Origin of the sequence: Acidovorax sp. LjRoot117 (assembly GCF_964252695.1) — a bacterium.
Lineage (GTDB): Bacteria > Pseudomonadota > Gammaproteobacteria > Burkholderiales > Burkholderiaceae_C > Acidovorax.
On record NZ_CAXUPO020000006.1, the window covers coordinates 115,803 to 134,296 of the forward strand.

At 64.2% G+C, this 18,494-nt stretch carries 18 protein-coding genes and 1 pseudogene; 9 read left to right on the plus strand and 10 right to left on the minus strand.

Going from position 1 to position 18,494, the window contains the following annotated elements:
- Window positions 1-3 precede the first annotated feature (3 nt).
- The 4 genes from ACSQ3D_RS17080 to ACSQ3D_RS17095 all read right to left on the minus strand — a co-directional run bounded on the left by ACSQ3D_RS17080 (window position 4) and on the right by ACSQ3D_RS17095 (window position 3,093).
- On the minus strand, window positions 4-273 hold the full coding sequence (locus ACSQ3D_RS17080) for a helix-turn-helix domain-containing protein (protein WP_436127674.1): 270 nt from the start codon (window positions 271-273) through the stop codon (window positions 4-6).
- 52 nt (window positions 274-325) lie between these two features.
- On the minus strand, window positions 326-712 hold the full coding sequence (locus ACSQ3D_RS17085) for a hypothetical protein (RefSeq protein ID WP_436127675.1): 387 nt from the start codon (window positions 710-712) through the stop codon (window positions 326-328).
- Between the two features lie 84 nt (window positions 713-796).
- Window positions 797-1,846: an NAD/NADP octopine/nopaline dehydrogenase family protein gene (locus ACSQ3D_RS17090; protein WP_436127676.1), complete on the minus strand. Its 1,050-nt coding sequence runs from the start codon at window positions 1,844-1,846 to the stop codon at window positions 797-799.
- A gap of 218 nt (window positions 1,847-2,064) precedes the next feature.
- Window positions 2,065-3,093 carry a Bug family tripartite tricarboxylate transporter substrate binding protein gene (locus ACSQ3D_RS17095; RefSeq protein WP_436127677.1) on the minus strand — a complete coding sequence of 343 codons (1,029 nt, stop codon included), beginning with the start codon at window positions 3,091-3,093 and terminating at the stop codon, window positions 2,065-2,067.
- A 248-nt stretch (window positions 3,094-3,341) separates the two neighbouring features.
- On the opposite strand from ACSQ3D_RS17095, the gene ACSQ3D_RS17100 reads away from it, so the two are divergent.
- From ACSQ3D_RS17100 to ACSQ3D_RS17115, 4 genes are all read left to right on the plus strand, one after another.
- Complete coding sequence (locus ACSQ3D_RS17100; protein ID WP_436127678.1) at window positions 3,342-4,295, plus strand: LysR substrate-binding domain-containing protein; 954 nt, start codon at window positions 3,342-3,344, stop codon at window positions 4,293-4,295.
- A gap of 984 nt (window positions 4,296-5,279) precedes the next feature.
- The gene (locus tag ACSQ3D_RS17105; protein WP_436127679.1) at window positions 5,280-6,407 is read left to right on the plus strand and encodes an NAD(P)/FAD-dependent oxidoreductase; all 1,128 of its coding nucleotides are present in this window, start codon (window positions 5,280-5,282) and stop codon (window positions 6,405-6,407) included.
- Entirely contained in the window at window positions 6,376-6,684 is a 309-nt protein-coding gene (locus ACSQ3D_RS17110) for a (2Fe-2S)-binding protein (protein ID WP_436127680.1), read from the plus strand. The genes ACSQ3D_RS17105 and ACSQ3D_RS17110 overlap by 32 nt, the downstream gene beginning before the upstream one ends.
- A complete protein-coding gene (locus tag ACSQ3D_RS17115) occupies window positions 6,681-8,081 on the plus strand; it encodes an FAD-dependent oxidoreductase (RefSeq protein WP_436127681.1) in 1,401 nt (466 codons plus the stop codon). Before ACSQ3D_RS17110 ends, ACSQ3D_RS17115 begins: the two co-directional genes overlap by 4 nt.
- Window positions 8,082-8,116: 35 nt before the next feature.
- Here ACSQ3D_RS17115 and ACSQ3D_RS17120 read toward each other — a convergent pair whose 3' ends face one another.
- Window positions 8,117-8,386: a hypothetical protein gene (locus ACSQ3D_RS17120; protein WP_436127784.1), complete on the minus strand. Its 270-nt coding sequence runs from the start codon at window positions 8,384-8,386 to the stop codon at window positions 8,117-8,119.
- Between ACSQ3D_RS17120 and ACSQ3D_RS17125 the strand changes: the two genes are divergently transcribed.
- Complete coding sequence (locus tag ACSQ3D_RS17125; RefSeq protein ID WP_436127780.1) at window positions 8,267-8,650, plus strand: helix-turn-helix domain-containing protein; 384 nt, start codon at window positions 8,267-8,269, stop codon at window positions 8,648-8,650. The genes ACSQ3D_RS17120 and ACSQ3D_RS17125 overlap by 120 nt on opposite strands.
- Here ACSQ3D_RS17125 and ACSQ3D_RS17130 read toward each other — a convergent pair.
- Complete coding sequence (locus ACSQ3D_RS17130; RefSeq protein WP_436127682.1) at window positions 8,587-9,642, minus strand: AraC family transcriptional regulator; 1,056 nt, start codon at window positions 9,640-9,642, stop codon at window positions 8,587-8,589. The genes ACSQ3D_RS17125 and ACSQ3D_RS17130 overlap by 64 nt on opposite strands.
- 293 nt (window positions 9,643-9,935) lie before the next feature.
- Here ACSQ3D_RS17130 and ACSQ3D_RS17135 point away from each other — a divergent pair, with 293 nt between their 5' ends.
- From ACSQ3D_RS17135 to ACSQ3D_RS17145, 3 genes are read left to right on the plus strand one after another with little or no spacing between them, the layout of a single operon-like run.
- Complete coding sequence (locus tag ACSQ3D_RS17135) at window positions 9,936-10,736, plus strand: SDR family oxidoreductase (RefSeq protein WP_436127683.1); 801 nt, start codon at window positions 9,936-9,938, stop codon at window positions 10,734-10,736.
- Between the two features lie 13 nt (window positions 10,737-10,749).
- Window positions 10,750-12,321, plus strand: a complete 1,572-nt coding sequence (locus tag ACSQ3D_RS17140; RefSeq protein ID WP_396505173.1) for a flavin-containing monooxygenase — start codon at window positions 10,750-10,752, stop codon at window positions 12,319-12,321.
- A gap of 42 nt (window positions 12,322-12,363) precedes the next feature.
- Window positions 12,364-13,614 (plus strand): dienelactone hydrolase family protein, encoded by a 1,251-nt coding sequence (locus tag ACSQ3D_RS17145; RefSeq protein ID WP_436127684.1) that lies wholly within the window; start codon window positions 12,364-12,366, stop codon window positions 13,612-13,614.
- A 97-nt stretch (window positions 13,615-13,711) separates the two neighbouring features.
- On the opposite strand, the pseudogene ACSQ3D_RS17150 reads toward ACSQ3D_RS17145, so the two are convergent.
- The 4 genes and pseudogenes from ACSQ3D_RS17150 to ACSQ3D_RS17165 form a co-directional block, all read right to left on the minus strand.
- Window positions 13,712-14,039 (minus strand): annotated as a pseudogene (locus ACSQ3D_RS17150) (tripartite tricarboxylate transporter permease); the annotation flags it as partial.
- A gap of 144 nt (window positions 14,040-14,183) precedes the next feature.
- Window positions 14,184-14,927, minus strand: a complete 744-nt coding sequence (locus tag ACSQ3D_RS17155) for a TerC family protein (protein WP_056410047.1) — start codon at window positions 14,925-14,927, stop codon at window positions 14,184-14,186.
- A 242-nt stretch (window positions 14,928-15,169) separates the two neighbouring features.
- A complete protein-coding gene (locus tag ACSQ3D_RS17160; RefSeq protein WP_436127685.1) occupies window positions 15,170-15,931 on the minus strand; it encodes an SDR family NAD(P)-dependent oxidoreductase in 762 nt (253 codons plus the stop codon).
- A 121-nt stretch (window positions 15,932-16,052) separates the two neighbouring features.
- The gene (locus ACSQ3D_RS17165) at window positions 16,053-16,394 is read right to left on the minus strand and encodes a hypothetical protein (protein ID WP_436127686.1); all 342 of its coding nucleotides are present in this window, start codon (window positions 16,392-16,394) and stop codon (window positions 16,053-16,055) included.
- Window positions 16,395-17,062: 668 nt separating this feature from the next.
- On the opposite strand from ACSQ3D_RS17165, the gene ACSQ3D_RS17170 reads away from it, so the two are divergent.
- Entirely contained in the window at window positions 17,063-18,316 is a 1,254-nt protein-coding gene (locus ACSQ3D_RS17170; protein WP_082485860.1) for an Hsp70 family protein, read from the plus strand.
- Window positions 18,317-18,494 lie beyond the last annotated feature (178 nt).

The window sequence follows — 18,494 nt, forward strand, 5'->3', positions numbered from 1 at the left end:
GGCTCACCAGCTTGGCTGATCGGTGTCAGTCTGATTCGGTGCAGGGTGTAGTGGTACGGGCTTGTTGAGCACCATTTCCACGCCGAGGATGCCCAACAGCTTCAACAGTCGGGCCGCGCCAATATTTTCGGCGTTACGCTCCAATGCTGAATAGGTCTGTTGGGTTACACCCAGGCGCAGCGCCACCTCACTTTGCGTGAGGCCAGTCTCCTTGCGGAAGCCCTGTAGCAGGGAGGGCAACTGATCGGCTGTGCGCACTGTAAATCCAGACATACAAACCTCAGGCTGTATTTGTGATTTACGCATTGTAAGCAGTAAATTGATTTTACAGTTTCTGGTTTGTAAATTTGAATTCAACACTCAACGGTTGCGCATGAGCGCCAGCTGATGGGATGTGCATGGGGGCGATGGCCTCGATGGGCATGTGTCCGAACACGCGCAGCAGGTGGGCGAGTTCCTTGTCGTTGTCGCGCCTGGTCTGAACGCTCTTGGTGGAGAACGCCTCGCGCACGTACCGCTTGGCCACCACCGAGAAAAGCCGGGTGGATTCGTCCTCGCGCACCCCTTCTCGTTGGGCACACATGCGCAAGGCTTTGGCGCGGTCGTTGGAGAGCTTGGTCCACACGCGGGGCAGGGTGCCGCTCACGTGGTAGCCTCGTCGACACGAGCTTCTGAGCGGCGCGATGGTGCGGATGATGTGCCGCTCGTTCATTCATGCTGGTCAAACAGCCCTGGGACGATGGTCACGAGCGCTCCCCCACTTGAATAGGTTTCAGGAGCAACCTCATACCCTTCTCTATCCCAACTCGGCAAGCATCTCTCGCGTCAGTCGTCCAAGACGGGGCAGGATGTCGTTCTCTGCTGCAAAGTCACGACCATAGAGTGCAGACACGATGCAGAGGCCGCTCTCGTGTAGCGGGACCTTGACGTCGGCAATGCTCGCGATGCTGATGGTCGGTGCCAACCCAAACGGCATGTCTTCGGTAACGTATCGAGAGTCCAATGAGGTGGGCCCGAACGGCCCCGGCCGTTGTGCGCGGTTCCTGACCATTTCATGCAGGGTGCCCAAAGGCACATCGTTTGATAGGCAGAAATGTTCTTGAACGGTGCGCACGTTCAATCCAAATGCGTGAGCGATTGCCAGGCGCTCCAGGTCGAGAGCTTCTATGAAGCGTGCTACGGCGGAGGTAATGTTCTCGTTCTGGCCCCACTTTTCCCCCAGTTCCATCCGCGTCAGGTTGCACAGAGCGATGGCGAGGTGATTCTGCGGATTCAAATTGCTGAGAGCTATGGCCAGCAAACCAGTCTGTTGCTGAAACCGATCTCCGAACAGTGTGCGGCAGACCTCCATTGCGCGAGCCGTTCTTTCCTTAGGAATGACCGCGACGTCAAGAAGTGCCCGGATCGCTCCCACGTAGACGGTGTCGAGTGATGTTTGTCGGCCGGTCGTGACAGTCGTCGCCAGCGTCGCTATCGGCACCACGACTCCCCGCTCGCCCAGCAGCTTAGTCAAGTAGAGCGCAGCAAAAGAGAGATGCGAGCTGAACACGACGACCTGATCGTCACGCACATGTGGCGCCGCAGTTTCGACGATAAACCGATGGCCGTAGCCGGGCACCGCAACCACGATAGCTTCGGCGCCGGCCAGCGCCTCCGCGCAACTCGACGCAATGCGCGGGTGAAAGCTTCCAGATACGGCACCACTTGCGTGCAGAGGTGCACCGGCTGCAATCGACGCAGTCCGCCTCCCTGAGGGAGACCAGATGACCACGTCGTGCCCGTTCTGGCACATTAAAGCGGCGTTTCCGTAGGCAATGGCGCCGGCGCCCAGGATGGCGACTCTCATTTCCGTTCCCTTTTATCATTGTGGACACATCGGCCGATTCTTCGCCGATGACGCGCCCCGAAGTGCCCGCTATCTTGAGTTCAGAGCAGCAAGGCAGCTTCTGAATTGACCAGCACAATTCCTGCTTGGTGGCGGCAGCGTGCGCAAGGAAGGCATCACCAGATCGGCAAGCGCTGGTCTTTGTCTCGGCAGCCAACGCTCCGCCCCACCCGTTCTCGTCAGTCCGCCTTGATATTGTTTTGCTTGATCACGGCGCCCCATTTTTCGTTGTCCGACTTCACGAGTCGATCAAAGGCTTCCATGGTGATCGGGTCAGCCTCGCACCCGATATCTGCGAGTTGTTTGATCACCTTCGGATCGCGCACCGCTGCGCTGAACTCCGCGTGAACTCTGGTTGCGAACTCGGCGGGAAGTTTCGCGGGAGCCATCACGCCTACCCAGGTTGTGATTTCTGCAGCGGGCACGCCAGCTTCGGCCATAGTCGGCACGGTTGGCATGAGGGGTGATCGCTTGGGGCTGGTAATCGCAAGGGCGCGGAGTTTTCCAGACTGGACGTGCGGCTGCATCGATGCGAAGTTCCCGATCATCATATGGATCTGACCTCCGATGAGGTCCATTTCAGAGGCTGGGACGCTCTTGTAGGGTACGTGAGTGATGTTGACGCCCGTACTCGAACGAAAAAGCTCTGTCACCACATGAAGGGCGGATCCGTTTCCAGACGATCCATAGAACACCTCGTTGGGCCGAGACTTTGCGTAGGCTACAAGCTCGGCAACCGACTTGACCGGAAGATTCGGATTCACAGCGAGCAGGTACGGGCTTGTGCACAGCTTCGCGATGTTGACGAAATCTTCTTTGGGCTTGTATGGCACCCGCGGAAGCACATGGTTGGCCATCACATAAGTGGACATGCTCGCCTGTCCCAAGGTATATCCATCTGGTAGGGCCTTCGCCGTAGCATCGTTGGCAATCGTGCCAGTCGCGCCCGGCCGGTTGTCGATGATGATTGGTTGGCCCCAACGCGCGGCAACTGCCGGTCCAACAATGCGTGCGACCGAGTCGACAGAGCCACCTGGTGCACCTGGAATTACCCACCGTACAGGCTTCTCTGGGTAGGCAGCATGTGCTGCATGGAGTGCGGCAGTGCAACTAAGAATCAGAAACACGCTCTTGGGACCCACAACAATCTTTCGCATAAAACTCCCCTGACTCCAATGACTAGGCGCTACTGCGGACGACGAACTCATCGCCCTTCGGGTGCGCTCCCTGGTGTGCGCTCGATACCAGAGAGGGCCGGTGGTTGAACGCTCTTCCGCATGGTTAAGCGTCCAGTCATGTTAAGGAGCAATCGGCGCCAATTCCAGGGTGGTAACCACCATCAATGTCGTTTTGCAATACCGTTCTCCTAGGTGTGTAAGTGGTTGTTTTAATTGAGGAAAATTGACTGCTTGAGTAGATACAATAGCAAGTAGGAATGATTCCATGCTGAAATACTATGGATAAAAGAATTACCCTCCGGCATCTGGAAGCGTTTCGCGCCGTCATGGTGCGAAAGACGGTGACTGGGGCGGCCGAAATGCTTGATGTGACTCAGCCCGTTGTCACTCGCCTGATTGCTGACTTGGAGGAGCGCATAGCCATCTCGCTCTTCTCCCGTGACAAAGGTCGCTTGGTTCCAACGCCGGAAGCCACACTACTTTTTGCCGACGTCAACCACTCGTTGATGGGCATTGAGCGGATCGCAAATGCAGCATCAGGCATCAAGGCCCTCAAGCTGGGACACCTCGAAATCGCTGCCGCCCCGAATATGTCCATGTCGTTCCTGCCGCGTGCCATCGCAAGCTTCACGCTCGAGCATCCAGAGACGCTGGTCACGATGCACATGCATAGCTCTGAAACAGTCCTGGACATGGTGCAGAGCGGACGATGCAATCTGGGTTTCGCCATGATCCCCATGCGAACCACGCGACATGGCAACAGTGAGATTCTTGTCTCAGCCAAGATGGTGGGTGTGATCCCTGTCAGACATCGACTGGCCGCTCGCAAGGTTCTGCATCCAGAAGATTTCGAAGGTGAGAGCTTCATCGCGATGGCACCGTTGATGGAAGTGCGCACCAAGATCGATTCGCTGATGCTCTCCCACGGTGTCAGCCGCCGGATCAATGTAGAGACCCAAATCTCTTCGGTAGTGATCAAACTGGCGGAGGCAGGCGCCGGAATTTCCATCATTGATCCCCTCACAGCGAGCGGGTACAGCGGCAGCCTTCTCAAGTTCATCCCTTTTGAACCAGAGATCGTTGTGGATTACTCGATGGTGATATCCCCGCGGCATGCATCGACGCTGATACTGAAGCCTTTCATTGATCACGCACGCAGGGAGATCCGCAAGATGGTGCCTGCCAAGCTGATCTTGCGTGGTGATGGATTGGTAAGCAGCGCAAGGCGTTAGCGCAACGCTCTTCAAGCCAGGCGAATTCACTGCACGCTGCGCGTCCAGTCCTCGGGATGCGCTGGCACCAGCCAGCCAACGATGCGAGGAGCAAACACGTCAATGACGAAGGCCGCCTGCACTTAGGCCCGTCAGGCGGAGATGTACGCAAAGTGGCTGACCTCTCACCGGTTGAGCACTTGTGCATGTAGACGCCGGTTGATCCGGTCCAGCGGGCACGATGTGTTGGCACGTGGTTCCAGTCAGCGCCTGTGCGGCTCGCCTAGCAGTACTGCATGGCGCCGACACGCCAACGGCGCAGCCTGAGGATCCTTGCGGGGAGGCCTGACCCCGCAGACATTGCGATGCAGGTCAATCAGAGCGCTCAGAACTGCAGACGCCGGTCGAACTTCGCTCCACCGCAAAACGCGCTTGCAAGCTTCAATATCCCAGGAGCTCTTCGCGGTTGCTTGACCTTCGCGCTTGCGCTTGGGCTCATTTGTCCGCTGTGCTTGGCTGCTCGCCGAGCCTTTGCAGGGTTCAGCATCGGCTTTGGCGCGTCTGACCCACTCGCTGAGAGTCTGTGGCACGCGATAGAAATAGCAAAAAGACATGGGCTCATGATCAGATGCTATCTGAGTGAACCATAAGTGAAAAAAAACTCTTTTGAATCAAATATTTATGCTCGAAAAGAAAACTATTTTAAAAAAGCATCGATAGTGGTAAATCCTCTTTGGAGGCTAACCACTTGTTCGTACGATTCACTCAGTTGATGCCGAGCCCGATGAACGTCGCAACATGCCGAATCAGCTTTTTTCAAAAGTTCAGGACGATGAAAGTTTTTGCCATCCCTCAGCATGGAGTCGTGTTGGTTGCGCCGACGGTGAGCAACGCTAGCTCCGCAATGGTGCAGCGCCACCACCGACCCATCCTCACCATCCATCAGGGCTCGGCTGGCGTTTTCGCACTGGACCCGCACCGAGCTGAACACGGAGGGCAGTATCAATGAACAATGAGTTTGATGTGATCGTGGTGGGCGCTGGCATGGTCGGTTCCGCCCTCGGATACGGCCTGTCCCAAACGACACTTCAGGTGCTGCTGCTCGATGGCGAGGACACCGACCTTCGTGCAGCCAAAGCGAACTTCGGGCTTGTATGGGCGCACGGGAAAGGCTTTGGGGACCCCGACTATCACCGCTTGTCCATCGAAGCGTGCAAGCAATGGCCTGCATTTGCACAGCGGCTGGAGGCCGACAGTGGTATCTCGCTCGCCTACCGTCAAGACGGCGGATTGTTCTTTTGCCTGAGCGACGCAGAGCTCTCTGACCGGTCCGCAAGAATGAAGGCCTGGCACGGGCAGACGCCCGAGCTTCCGGTCTCCACGCAGATTCTTGAGAGGGGCGAGCTCGAACGACGGTTTCCTGGCGTGAGGCTGGGAAAAGATGTCGCGGGGGCCAGCTTCGGCGAGCACGATGGACAGGTGAATCCACTGCGGCTTCTTGCTGCGCTGCAGACCGCCTTCCAGCGAAACGGCGGCACGCTCAGGAATCACGCCAAGGTGACCGGCGTGTCGATGCTTCCTGGTGGCGGTTTCGAGGTAGCAACCGCCAGCTTCAAAGCGCACGCTCCGCGCGTCGTTCTGTCTGCCGGGCTTGGCGCCATCGAATTGGGGCGAACCGTGGGTCTCGACGTGCCGTTGCGTCCCCAGCGGGGCCAGATTTTGGTCACGGAGCGCGTCGCGCCTCTGCTACCCATTCCTGCCAGCGGGCTTCGCCAAACCAGCGAAGGTACGGTAATGATCGGGGTCACTACGGAAGAGGTTGGCTTCGATCTCTCGACGACATCCGAAGGTGCGGTGCGAATGACGAAGAAGGCACTGCGCATCCTGCCCGACCTGGCGGGCGTCCGCCTTGTCCGCCAATGGTCGTCTTTGCGTGTGATGACGCCCGATGGCCACCCGGTCTACGCCAAATCCGTCAGCCATCCGGGCATAGATGTTGCCACCTGCCATTCGGGGGTCACCCTCGCTTCTTTCCATGCGGGTACCTACGCCGAAGCTATCGCGGCCGGCGCGCTTCCTGCCAACCTCAGCGTGTTCCACTATGACCGATTCGATGTTCAGAAAACTGCCTGATGCAGCACCGTCGCTGTTGACGGTCTACATAGATGGGCAGCCCGTGAAGGCGGAGGAGGGCGAGTCGGTGGCGGGTGTCCTGCTGCGCGAGGAGTCAGCGGCGAGCCGGACCACGCCAGTCTTTGAGAGCCCGCGCGCTCCGTTCTGCATGATGGGTGTCTGTTTTGACTGCCTGGCCGTTGTCGATGGGGCGCCCTCGACCCAGTCATGCCTCGTGACAGTCAAAGAGGGAATGCGCGTCGAACGCCAGCTTGGCCGCCGGAGGGTAGGCGTATGACACGGCACGTATCCGTTGCAGTCATCGGCGCTGGCCCCGCGGGCATGCATGCCGCCATTCGGCTGCGCTCCCATGGCCTGTCGGTGCTCGTACTGGACGAACAGCCGGCTGTTGGCGGCCAGATCTGGCGCGCGGTCGAGACCGTGGCGCCCACGAGCACCGGAGACCTTTTGGGGGCAGAGTACCGGGCGGGCGCTGATTTGGCAGGCAGGTTTCACGCCAGCGGCGCGATGTACGAACCGCAGACCCAGGTTTGGCAGATCGAGCCCGGATGGAGCATCTTCACCAAGCGCGATGGCAAGACGGAGTGCGTGCGTGCTGACCAGGTCATCCTTGCAACCGGCGCGCAGGAGCGGCCGGCCCCGTTCCCGGGCTGGACCTTGCCGGGTGTTCTGACGGTGGGTGCAGCGCAGATTCTGCTCAAGACTTCGCGTCAGATCCCTGCCAAGCCGGTGTGGGTGGCCGGCAGTGGTCCACTGCCTTTGCTATACATCGCGCAATTGATCCGCGCCGGCGGCAAGGTGGCGGGCTGGCTCGACACCTCGCCGCGTGGCGAGTGGCGGCATGCGATGCCATGGGCTGGGGCCGCGCTGCTGGAGCGCGCTGAAATCGCCAAAGGATTGCAGTGGATGCGTGAGCTTCGCGATGCTGGCGTTCGGCGCATTCGTGGCGTCACCGCCTTGAGGGCGTTGGGCCAGGGGCAGCTACAGACGCTTGAGTACACGACGGCCAATGGAAAGGTGGAGCGTGTGCCTGCCGATGTCTTGCTGTCGCACGAGGGAGTCATCCCCTCCATCCACATGACGCAGGCCCTGGGCTGTTCGCACAAGTGGAACGACCAGCAGTCCTGCCTCGTTCCGGAGCTGGATGAGTATGGACAGACGAGCAAGCGCGGTGTCTTCGTGGCTGGCGACGGCGCGGGCATCGGGGGGGCGAAAGCTGCCTGCGTGCGGGGCGAAATCGCGGCCATTGGCGCAGCCAGGCAGGCAGGGCGCCTGTCGGCAGAGTCGGCGCTGGAACACAGCGCCGCATTGCGTAAGCAACTGCACGGCACCCTGCGCCTGCGACCCATGCTGGATGCCCTCTACCCGCCTCGGGCAGAAATCTTCGCACCTTCTGACGACACCATCGTTTGTCGTTGCGAGGAGCTAACTGCTGGTGACGTCCGCAAGGCCGCTGCGTTGACGCCGCTCGGACCCAACCAGATGAAGGCGTTCACACGTGCTGGCATGGGCCCGTGCCAGGGGCGGCAGTGCGGCTACACCGTGGCGCACATCGTGGCTGCCGAGCAAAACAAGCATGTCTCGGAAGTAGGCTTCTACCGCATCAGACCACCACTCAAACCCCTTACCCTGGGCGAGCTAGCGTCTTTGAGTCTTGATGAGGATCTGAAATGAAAAGTGCCGGAAGCGGTGCACTGGTGCCGCACGGTTCAAGCAGCGCTGACGTGACTTCGAAGTCGGAGGACCAGCCGCCATGATGGGGTTTTGAGTCGAGATGCCGCGGCGAGCGAAACGAATGTGATGAGTCTGGAATGATTGAGGTGCGACACTTTCGCCACTTTGCCGTCGTTGCCGAGGAATTGAACTTCCGACGGGCCAGCGAGCGCATCCACATTGACCAGGGTCCGTTGTCGAGGGCTATCCGTGATCTTGAGGATGAGCTGGGAACCAGTTTCTGCAACATCTTTGCTTTGGTGCATGAATGTCCTGTATCGGGGGTCGCCAATGTTTATGTGGGACACGTGGCAGCTCCGGCCCTGGGGAATGCCTTGCATCCTGTGAAGGGGGCACTCCAAAGAGCTGGGCTTTTTGCTTTTGTGACCCGGCAACGTGTCCCACGGGTTTGCCGGTGCGTCCCATCAACTAATTCCTCGGCGTTGGCTCCGAATCCCGGGCTCGATCAATGCCCCGCAGACCCCCGCTGCCGCGTATCCGACGGCGTCTCTCCAAACCGCTTGCGGTAGCCCTCTGCAAAGTGCCCCAGGTGGAAGAACCCGTAGCGCGCCGCAATGTCCGCCACGTGCGGGGCGCGGTCTGCGCTGGTGGGCTGCTGCAGTGCGGCGCGGGCGGCATCCAGCCGCAGGTCGCGCAGAAAGGCCATGGGGCTTTTGCCTGTGCATTGGGCAAAGGCCTGCTGCAACGACCGGGCGCTGGTGCCCACGTGGGCGCACACGTCTGCCAGGGTGATGGGCAGCTCCAGTTGGCTGTGCATGAACTCCTGCGCGCGCTTGACGGCACGTGGCAGCACCATGCGACCGGCGCCGGCTGTGGATGCGCCCGCGCCTGCGCCAGCGGCGAGCACTGCCGAATGGTTGTGCTGCGCGGACAGCAGCAGGCTGGTGAGCAGGTGGTTCTCGGCCTGTTCCGCCAGCACCGGGTGCCCCAGCAGGAACGCACTGGTTTCCACCGCCGAACGCAGGTAGGCGATGAAGCTGGCCATGCCCATGAGTGCGGGGTTGGCCAGGTCCATGCCCAGGTCAAACACCAGGGGCTGCTGCACCGGCGCTTGCAGCAGGTCCGACAAGCGGGCGTGCAGCGCGTCGCGCTCAATCTTGACGATGAACTGCGGGCTGTCTTCATGCCAGCGCATGGACAGCGGCTCGGTGGGCGAGGGTACCGAGGCCATCAGCGTGTGCGACTCCACCGCTTGCCCGCCGCAGCGGACCGTGGCGCCGCCGCGCAGCGGTATCTGCAGCAAATAAAAACTGCGCAGGTACCCGGGCTCGATCCGCACCGCAGGGCCGTACTGCACATAGTTCAGGCTGACATGGCGGTGCAGCGGGGCGCTGTGGTGGCATGCGTCCAGCCTGTCGCCGGGGTGCAGTGTGGCCAGGTCGTGCGGGCAGAACACGCGGCCCACGAACTCCCGCGCTTCGTCCAGGTCGTGGCTGTCGAACAGGCGATAGCGCTGCAGCGGTAGCCGGTCGGCGGCAGTGCTCTGCGGGGCGATGTCCATGGTCTTGGCGGCGTGGGCGTGCGTCGGTCGGTCGGTCGGTGGATCGTGTGCTGCATGCAGCCGGTGCGCCACGGCGGCGGTGCGAACGAAATCCTGCGTTTTAGGGACACGGCCTGCGCTTTCCGGATGCGGTCGGGCCGGCTCCTTTTCTATTCTTGTGCAGGCCCCGAGCCCTGCGCAAGAGCGTTACCCCGGGGCAATCGGCGCGACTGTGTCGGCGTGTAAACGCTGCTGCAGCGCAGCAAAGGCTGCCGGGCGCACTGCCCGGGGCGCAACGCACAGGAGTCACCATCATGGTCCAGGGGTTCGAAGGAATGCGCGGCAAGAGCGCCATCGTGACGGGGGGCGCCACGCTCATCGGGGCCGGGGTGGTGCGCGCACTGCACCAGGCGGGGGTGAGGGTCATGGTGGCCGACATCAACGCAGAAGCCGGGCAGGCATTGGCGGATGAACTGGGTGCCGGCGTGCTGTTTCGGCGCACCGACATCACCAGCGACGCGGAGATCGCCGCCTGCGTGGCCGAAGCTGCAGAGCGCCACGGCGGGGTCCACTACCTGGTGAACCTGGCCTGCTCCTATCTGGACGATGGCATTGCATCGCCGCGGGAGGACTGGCTGGCTTCGCTCAACGTGAACCTGGTCAGCGCGGTGATGGTGCTCAAGGCCGTGCGCCCGCATTTTCAGCGTGCGGGCGGCGGTGCGGTGGTCAACTTCACCAGCATTTCCTCGGGCGTGGCGCAGACCGGGCGCTGGCTCTACCCCGTGGGCAAGGCGGCCATGGTGCAGCTGACGCGCAGCATGGCCATGGACTTGGCGGGGGAGGGTGTGCGCGTGAACAGCGTCTCCCCGGGCTGGACGTGGTCGGCCATCATGGACCAGCTCACCGGCGGCGACCGCGCCAAGACCGACCGCGTGGCCGCGCCGTTTCACCTGCTGCGCCGCGTGGGCGACCCAGCCGAAGTGGCCAACGTGGTGCTGTTCCTGTGCTCGGACATGGCCAGCTTCGTGACGGGGGCCGACTATGCCTGCGACGGCGGCTACTCGGCCATGGGCCCCGAGTCCTATACCCCCGCCATTCCCCAGCTGATGTCGTGAAGGAGCAGTCGCCATGACCATTCGATCCGTAGGCATCGTCGGTGCCGGCTTTGCCGGCCTGTCCACCGCCAAGGTGCTGCGCGCCTTCGGCTTTGAAGTAACGGTGTTCGAAAAAGAGCCCGACGTGGGCGGCGTGTGGGCCGCGTCGCGCCGCTATCCGGGCCTGACCACGCAGAACCCGCGCACCACCTACGCGCTGTCGGACTTTCCGATGCCGGCGCACTACCCCGAATGGCCGTCGGGCCAGCAGGTGCAGGCCTATCTGCAATCGTATGCAGAGCACTTCGGCCTGGTGCCCCACCTGCGCATGTCCACGGTAGTGGAGCGCGCGGTACTGGATGAAGATGCCGGCACGTGGACGGTGCAGACGCGGCCTGCGCAAAGTCAAGGACAGGGCGATGGCGTGACGCCCATGCAAGCGCAAACGCAAACGCAAACCCACCGCTTCGACTACCTGGTGGTGTGCAACGGCATCTTCAGCGAACCGGCGGTGCCGCACTATCCGGGTGCGGACGCCTTCGTGGCGGGCGGCGGGCGCGTGTGCCATACCAGCCAGTTCAACGACGCGAGCGCTGCACGCGGCAAGCACGTGCTGGTGGTGGGCTACGGCAAGTCGTCGTGCGACGTGGCCAACGCCATTGCGGCCGACAGCGCCAGCACCACAGTGCTCGCGCGCCACCTGATCTGGAAGATCCCGAAGAAGTTCATGAACGTGCTGAACTTCAAGTTCCTGCTGCTCACGCGCATGGGCGAGGCGCTGTTCAAGTACATCGAGCCCAAGGGCTTCGAAAAATTCCTGCACGGCGCGGGCCTCCCGGTGCGCAACTCCATGCTGGGCAGTGTGGAGTCGGTGGTCACCCGGCAGCTGAAGCTGCGCGAGATCGGCCTGCACCCGGGCACGCCGCTGGAGACCATCGCCCGCAGCACGGTGAGCCTGGTGACCGATGGCTTTTATGAAAAGGTGGCCGCGGGAGCACTGGGCGTGCGCAAGGGCGTGACCATCCGCGAGCTGCAGCCCGGCCAGGCCGTGCTGAGCAATGGCGAGACGGTGCCGGCCGACATCGTGGTCTGCGGCACCGGCTGGCACCAGCAGGTGCCGTTCTTCGACACTGGCGTGATGCAGCGCATCACCGATGCGCGCGGCAACTTCCGGCTTTACCGCTCCATCCTGCCGGTGGGCATGCCGCGCCTGGCCTTCAATGGCTACAACTCCTCGTTCTTCAGCCAGCTCAACTGCGAGGTGGGTGCGTTGTGGCTGGCCAACCACCTGCGCGGCGGCCTGCAGCTGCCGTCCCAGGCCGACATGAATGCGCAGATCGACCGGCGCCTGGCCTGGATGGAGGAGCGCACCGATGGCAAGCATTCCAAGGGCACCAACATCATCCCGTTTTCGGTGCACAACATCGACGAGCTGCTGCAGGACATGGGCTTGCCGCTCGGCGCCGTCACGCGTTTCAGGCAATGGCTGGAGCCGGTGAACCCCGCCGACTATGCTGTGGTCACCCGGCAGTTGCTGGCCCGGCATGCGGGTGCAGCTGCCGGTGCGCCGCTGGCCGCCCGCGCCGCAGCCGGCACCGGTGTCTGAAACGATCCGCCCCGACTCTTACCCCACCAAGAAGGACATCCCATGCCAGGACAATGGACCACGCTGGACGCCGCCGACGGCAGCGGCCGCTTTCGCGCCTACCTCGCCACCCCTGCCAGCGGCAGCGGTCCCGGCCTGGTGATTGCGCAGGAGATTTTTGGCGTCAATGCCACCATGCGCGACGTGGCCGACTACTACGCAGAAGAAGGCTATGTGGTGCTGGTGCCGGACCTGTTCTGGCGGCAGGAGCCCGAGGTCGAGCTGGACGCCGCCAGCGACATGCCGCGCGCATTCGCGCTGTACCAGGGCTTCGATGAAGCCAAGGGCGTGGACGACCTGCAAACCGCCATCACCGCCCTGCGCGCGCGGCCAGAGGTCCAGAGCGCGGGCAGCGCGGGCAGCGCGGCCGGCCCGGGCAAGGTCGGTGTGCTGGGCTTTTGCCTGGGCGGCAAGCTCGCCTATCTGGCGGCCTGCCGCACCGACGCCGACGTGGCCGTGGGCTACTACGGCGTGGGCATCGAGGCCGCGCTGGCCGAGGCGCCCGGCATCCGTTGCCGCCTGGTGCTGCACATCGCCGAGCTCGACGGCTTCTGCCCGCCGCCTGCGCGGGACACCATCGTGCAGGCCCTGTCGGGCCGCGAGAACGTGGAGCTGTACGTCTACCCCGGCACCGACCATGCCTTCGCCCGCGTGGGCGGCGACCATTTTCACAAGCCGTCGGCCCTCATGGCGCACCAGCGCAGCGTGGCCGCGCTGCGGCGCGAGATGGGCCCGCACTACGACCTGTCGGCGCTGTGGGACAAGCATTGCGAATACGAGTTCGCCACCCGCGACGTGGACGCCACCATGGCGACCATGGTGGCCGAGCCGTATGTGAACCACATCCCCACCATGACGGGCGGAGTGGGTTACAAGCACCTGCACGACTTCTACACACGCCACTTCGTCAACAGCAACCCGCCGGACACGAGCCTGACCCCGATCTCCCGCACGGTCGGGGCCACGCAGGTGGTCGACGAAATGCTCTTTAGCTTCACCCACACCACCGAGATCCCGTGGATGCTGCCCGGCGTGGCGCCCACGGGCCGGCGTGTGGAGATACCGCTGCTGGCGGTGGTGAAGTTCCGCGGCGACAAGCTCTACCACGAGCACATCTACTGGGACCAGGCCAGCGTGCTGGTGCAGGTCGGGCTGCTGGACCCCGCAGGCCTGCCTGTGGCCGGCGTGGAGACGGCGCGCAAGCTGCTGGACGAGATGTTGCCTTCCAACGGTTTAATGGGCGAGGGCCGCTAGCCTGGGTGTGCCGGTGGCATGGGCTGAGGTGCGGGCTGAGGCAAGGGCTTGGATCTCGCCGCGCGAGAGCAGCAGGGGCCCGCGCAGGTTTTCTTCCGAAGGACTCGCGGTGCTCGCACTGCTCGACGTTGGCGGTGATTTCCGCAAAGCCGAAGACGCCTATCGCCAGGGCCACGAAGTGGAGGCCGTCGGTGAGCTCCGGCACGCTGAAGGAATAGCGGGCCGTGCCGGAGTTGCCGTCCGTGCCCGCCAGCCCCAGCACCAGGTCCGGAAGGATCATGCCCACGGCTTTTCAGCAGCGAGCCCGGGGCGAGCACGGCCGCACCGACAAGCCCTGGAACCATCAGCGAGAAGTATTCCGCCGGCCCGAACCTGAATGCCAGCTCGGCCATGGGCACTGCGGAGGCGGCCAGCGACATCGTTGAGCCGAGCAGTGCGGGGTACCGGGGCGGGTTCGACAACTAACCCGGCCGGTGTGCCGCAACGGGGCAACGGGGGCTGATTGCCCCACTGCACGGCACTGCAACGCAACGCAACGCAACGCACCGCAGCGCTGCGCGGCCCGGTCGTTACTTCGCGGAGCGCCGCTGCCGCGCCCGGCGCGACACCATATTGAGCACCTCGACCAGCGCTGAGAACGCCATCGCTGCGTAGATGTAGCCCTTGGGGATCGGCGCGCCAAAGCCTTCTGCGATCAGCGTGGTGCCGATCAGGAGCAGAAAGCCCAGCGCCAGCATCACGATGGTGGGGTTGGCCTGGATGAAGTTGGCCAGCGGCGTGGCGGCGAACAGCATCACGGCGACGGTGACCAGGATCGCGATCACCATGATGGGGATGTGGGGCGTCATGCCCACCGCCGTGATGATGCTGTCGATGGAGAACACCAGATCCAGCATCAGGATCTGCCCGATGGCTGCCGCCGTGGTCAGGCCCGGGCCTTGCGGGGTGAACACGTCGGGGCCGGGGTCGGGGTCCACGCTGTGGTGGATTTCCTTGGTGGCCTTCCAGACCAGGAAGAGGCCCCCGGCGATCAGGATCACGTCGCGCCAGGAGAAGCCTTTGCCGAAGAGCGTGAACACCGTTTCGGTCAGGCCGACGATGAAGGCGATGGTGCCCAGCAACGCCAGCCGCATGACCAGTGCAGCCCCGATGCCGATGTTGCGCGCGCGGGCGCGGTCCTTCTCGGGCAGCTTGTTGGTGAGGATGGAGATGAAGATCAGGTTGTCGATCCCCAGCACCACCTCCATCGCAATGAGGGTGGCCAGGGCGATCCAGGCGGCGGGGTCGGCCGCGAGCGTTTGCAGGTAGTCCATGGTGTACAGCTGTAGTGAGGGGATACCGGTCGGCTCCAGCCTGCATCGCATCCCTGCTGTGCAGGCGTGCGTGGGCTCCATGGCCGCTCGCTGTTTCCCGCGGGCGGGAAACGCGCGCATCTTAAATCGCAACCCGTGCTGGCGGTGCGGGCGCGGGCCGCCGCTGCACACAATGGATGCCGTCCTACTTGGCAGCCCGGTGGCCCGGTGGCCCGGTGGCCGCGGGTGCGGCCCCGCTGGCCTCACGTCAGGTTCAAGCCACCGTCCGACAGCAGCACTTCCCCGGTCAGATAGTCCGAGGCCACCAGCATCGCCACGGCGTGGGCGATGTCGTCGGCGCTGGCCGCGCGGTGCATGGGGGCGCGTTCGCGCCACAGGGCCTGCGCGGCGGTCCAGTCGGCCGTGAGCGGCGTGTCGACCAGGCCCGGCGCCACGGCGTTGACGCGGATGTCCGGCCCGAGCGACAGGGCCAGCAGGCGGGTCAGGTGGTTGAGCGACGCCTTGCTCACCGCATACGGAATGGACGCACCCTTCGGGCGCACGCCTGCGTGCGAGCTGATGTTGACGACGCTGCCGGCGCGGCCTCGCTGCGCCGCCGCGCGCAGGGCGGGCTCGGCCAGGGCGACGAGGTGAAAGGGCGCCACGACATTGACCTCGTGCAGCTCATGCCACACCGCCGACGTGGCCGCCGCCAGGTCGCCGTGCGGGATGACGCGGCTGATGCCGGCGTTGTTGACCAGCACGTCGAGCTGCCCCCAGGCGCCCATGGCCTCGTCGACCAGCCGGATTCGGTCGGTTTCGAGCGCCAGGTCCGCCTGCACATACGTTGCCTGCACCAGCTCGGCGGCCATGGCGCGCCCCGTGTCGGCCGAGCTGCGGGAGTGCAGGACCACCGCATAGCCCTCGCGGCGGAGCCTGCGCGCAATGGCGGCGCCGATGCCCGATGTGGAGCCGGTCACCAGGGCCACGCGCAGCGGGGTGTCGGGTGTCGAAGAGGCGGTCATGGGGCAATCCTCGGGTTGGGGGCGCAGTGCCCCGGGTCAGCGGGCCGGGTCTCTGGCAGCACCGGCGCGCCAGAGGTGCCGGCATCATGCCGCACACGGCGCTGGGCGCCCGCAGGCGTCGCTATCGCCCGGCCATCGCCTTGCAGGTGCCTTGAAACACCTTCTGGTTCGCGGGCTTTCTGGCTTCGAGGGTTTGTTCCTGCTCGTACTTGGCCTTCGCCTTGGCAAAGGCGTCGGTCTTGCGGTACTCGGTAAGGTCGGCCGACAGCGCGGCGAGGTTCTGGCGCCAGTTCTTGTCGATGTCCTGGGCCAGGTCCGGGTGCAGGGCCCTGCAGGTGGCCACCGTGGCCGCGTCGATGACATGCATCTCGCGGTCGAGTGCGGCCTGAAAGTCCTGCTTGGACTGCGCGTGCGCGCAGGTGGCGGCCAGGGACAGGGTGGTGATGACGGCAGCGAGTTTCATGGTGGGCGGTGACGGATGACAAACCCGCCATGGTGCATGAGGCGCCCTGCCATGCACAGCGGTCGGCGCTGATGCGAGCCATCACTTCGATTTTGGAGTGCGGTTGGCCGGGACGGCCTGGGAGCGTGTAGTGTGGCCCCCTGCGGCGCCGGGCGGGCCGAGCGGGCCGGGCGGGCCGAGCGGGCGATCTCCCATTGCCATCTCGGAGGTGGCGCCGGGCACTTTCCTGGCCACCGTCGGGCGGCAGGTGCATGCGGCACCCGGCGCGCCCGCAGAGCCGATGGTGGGCTCGGGCCAGGCGTTCCAGCGCGTCGCGGACTGCCCTTGAGCGGCACCCCCCGTCGATACCCACGCTGAGGGGCCGGCGCACCAGTCCGTTGCAGCCCGCGGCGGTGACCGCCCGGGTGACCGCCCGGGTGTGCGCCGGATGGTGGAGAATCCAGGCCCTTTGCCGGTGTTTGCGCCGCACTCGCTGCGGGCGCCACTATCATTTCGGCCCGACGTTGCGCAAGCACTGCCTGGGGTGTGCCGCCCATGGGTCGGCAGCCACGGGGCTTGGTGCCCCGTTTTTCATCCTCCATTCTTCATTTTTTCGTCTGCAGGTTCCGAGCGTGTGTGAGCGCGTGCTGCTGCTGCAAGCGTTCTTTCATTGCCCTATTTTCATGACCATGCGTCTTTTGCAGGACACCACCCTCGGTATCGACTTCGGCACGTCCAACTCCGCGATGGCGGTGCGCCAGGGCACGGGCCCGGCCCGGATGATCGCGCTGGAGGGCGAGGCGCGCGCGCTGCCCACGGCGCTGTTCTTCAACGGTGAGGACCACCGCACCCACTTCGGGCGGGACGCGGTGGCGCAGTACCTGGCGGGCACCGAGGGGCGGTTGATGCGCTCGCTCAAGAGCCTGCTGGGCAGCGCGCTGCTGCAGGACAAGACCGTGGTGCACGACAAGCTGGTGAGCTACCAGGACGTCATCAGCCTGTTTTTGCGCATGCTGGTGGGCAAGGCCTGCGACGACCTGGGCGGCATGCCCGCGCGCGTGGTGATGGGGCGGCCGGTGCACTTTGTGGACGACGATGCCGAGCGCGACCAGCAGGCCGAGGCCGCGCTGCGCCAGGCCGCGGTGGACGCGGGGTTTTCCGAGGTGTCGTTCCAGCTGGAGCCCATCGCCGCCGCGCTCGACTACGAGCAGCGCATAGCCCGCGAATCCATCGTGCTGGTGGTGGACATCGGCGGCGGTACGTCCGACTTCACCGTGGTGCGGCTGGGGCCGGACCGCTTTGCGCGGCCCGACCGCAGCGGCGACGTGCTGGCCACCACCGGCGTGCACGTGGGCGGCACGGACTTCGACCGCCGCCTCAGCCTGGACCTGCTGATGCCGCTGCTGGGCTTTCGCCACACCGGGCCCTCGGGGCGCGAGGTGCCCAGCCGCGTGTTCTTCGATTTATCGACCTGGCACCTGATCCAGTGGCTGTACTCGCCCAAGGCGCTGCGCGACGCGCAGAGCCTGCGCACCGACTACGCGGACCCGCGCCTGTACGAGCGCCTGATGTACGTGCTGCGCGAACGCCTGGGCCACCGCATGGCCGACACGGTGGAGCAGGCCAAGATCGCGGCGTCCCTGGCCGACGCCGAGGCGCCCATGCCGCTCGACTGGATCGAGCGCGGGCTGCAGGCCGCCGTCACGCCCCAGGGGTTGTCGCAGTTTCTGGCCCAGCCGCTGGCCCAGGTGGTGGCCTGCGCGCACGACTGCGTGCAGCAGGCGGGCCTGGGCCCGCAGGGCGTGGACGCCATCTACCTGACGGGTGGCTCGTCCGCGCTGCGGCCGCTGCGGCAGGCGCTGAGGGAGGCTTTCCCGGACACGCCGCAGGTCGAGGGTGACTTGTTTGGCGGGGTGGCGGCGGGCCTGGCCGTGTCGCGCTGAGAGGCTGGGTTGTTGGTGAGCCGATGCGCTGAATCGAGTTGATCCAGTCGATTCAGTGGGTTCAGTGGGTTCAGTGGGTTCAGCTATCGGGCCGATCGGGCCGTTGCGAGGTGCGCGCGGCACGGGGTGCAGCCGCACCGTGGGCGGCGTCCCTGCCGGAATCCATTTGCTACTAAAG

Bases quoted from the DNA above. Each gene is read 5' to 3' on its own strand.
- ACSQ3D_RS17115 (WP_436127681.1), top strand. From the start codon at position 6,681: ATGACACGGCACGTATCCGTTGCAGTCATCGGCGCTGGCCCCGCGGGC.
- ACSQ3D_RS17130 (WP_436127682.1), bottom strand. From the start codon at position 9,642: ATGGACATCGCCCCGCAGAGCACTGCCGCCGACCGGCTACCGCTGCAG.
- ACSQ3D_RS17135 (WP_436127683.1), top strand. From the start codon at position 9,936: ATGGTCCAGGGGTTCGAAGGAATGCGCGGCAAGAGCGCCATCGTGACG.
- ACSQ3D_RS17140 (WP_396505173.1), top strand. From the start codon at position 10,750: ATGACCATTCGATCCGTAGGCATCGTCGGTGCCGGCTTTGCCGGCCTG.
- ACSQ3D_RS17145 (WP_436127684.1), top strand. From the start codon at position 12,364: ATGCCAGGACAATGGACCACGCTGGACGCCGCCGACGGCAGCGGCCGC.
- ACSQ3D_RS17085 (WP_436127675.1), bottom strand. From the start codon at position 712: ATGAACGAGCGGCACATCATCCGCACCATCGCGCCGCTCAGAAGCTCG.
- ACSQ3D_RS17160 (WP_436127685.1), bottom strand. From the start codon at position 15,931: ATGACCGCCTCTTCGACACCCGACACCCCGCTGCGCGTGGCCCTGGTG.
- ACSQ3D_RS17155 (WP_056410047.1), bottom strand. From the start codon at position 14,927: ATGGACTACCTGCAAACGCTCGCGGCCGACCCCGCCGCCTGGATCGCC.
- ACSQ3D_RS17165 (WP_436127686.1), bottom strand. From the start codon at position 16,394: ATGAAACTCGCTGCCGTCATCACCACCCTGTCCCTGGCCGCCACCTGC.
- ACSQ3D_RS17095 (WP_436127677.1), bottom strand. From the start codon at position 3,093: ATGAGTTCGTCGTCCGCAGTAGCGCCTAGTCATTGGAGTCAGGGGAGT.
- ACSQ3D_RS17105 (WP_436127679.1), top strand. From the start codon at position 5,280: ATGAACAATGAGTTTGATGTGATCGTGGTGGGCGCTGGCATGGTCGGT.
- ACSQ3D_RS17110 (WP_436127680.1), top strand. From the start codon at position 6,376: ATGACCGATTCGATGTTCAGAAAACTGCCTGATGCAGCACCGTCGCTG.
- ACSQ3D_RS17170 (WP_082485860.1), top strand. From the start codon at position 17,063: ATGCGTCTTTTGCAGGACACCACCCTCGGTATCGACTTCGGCACGTCC.
- ACSQ3D_RS17120 (WP_436127784.1), bottom strand. From the start codon at position 8,386: ATGCACCAAAGCAAAGATGTTGCAGAAACTGGTTCCCAGCTCATCCTC.
- ACSQ3D_RS17090 (WP_436127676.1), bottom strand. From the start codon at position 1,846: ATGAGAGTCGCCATCCTGGGCGCCGGCGCCATTGCCTACGGAAACGCC.
- ACSQ3D_RS17080 (WP_436127674.1), bottom strand. From the start codon at position 273: ATGTCTGGATTTACAGTGCGCACAGCCGATCAGTTGCCCTCCCTGCTA.
- ACSQ3D_RS17100 (WP_436127678.1), top strand. From the start codon at position 3,342: ATGGATAAAAGAATTACCCTCCGGCATCTGGAAGCGTTTCGCGCCGTC.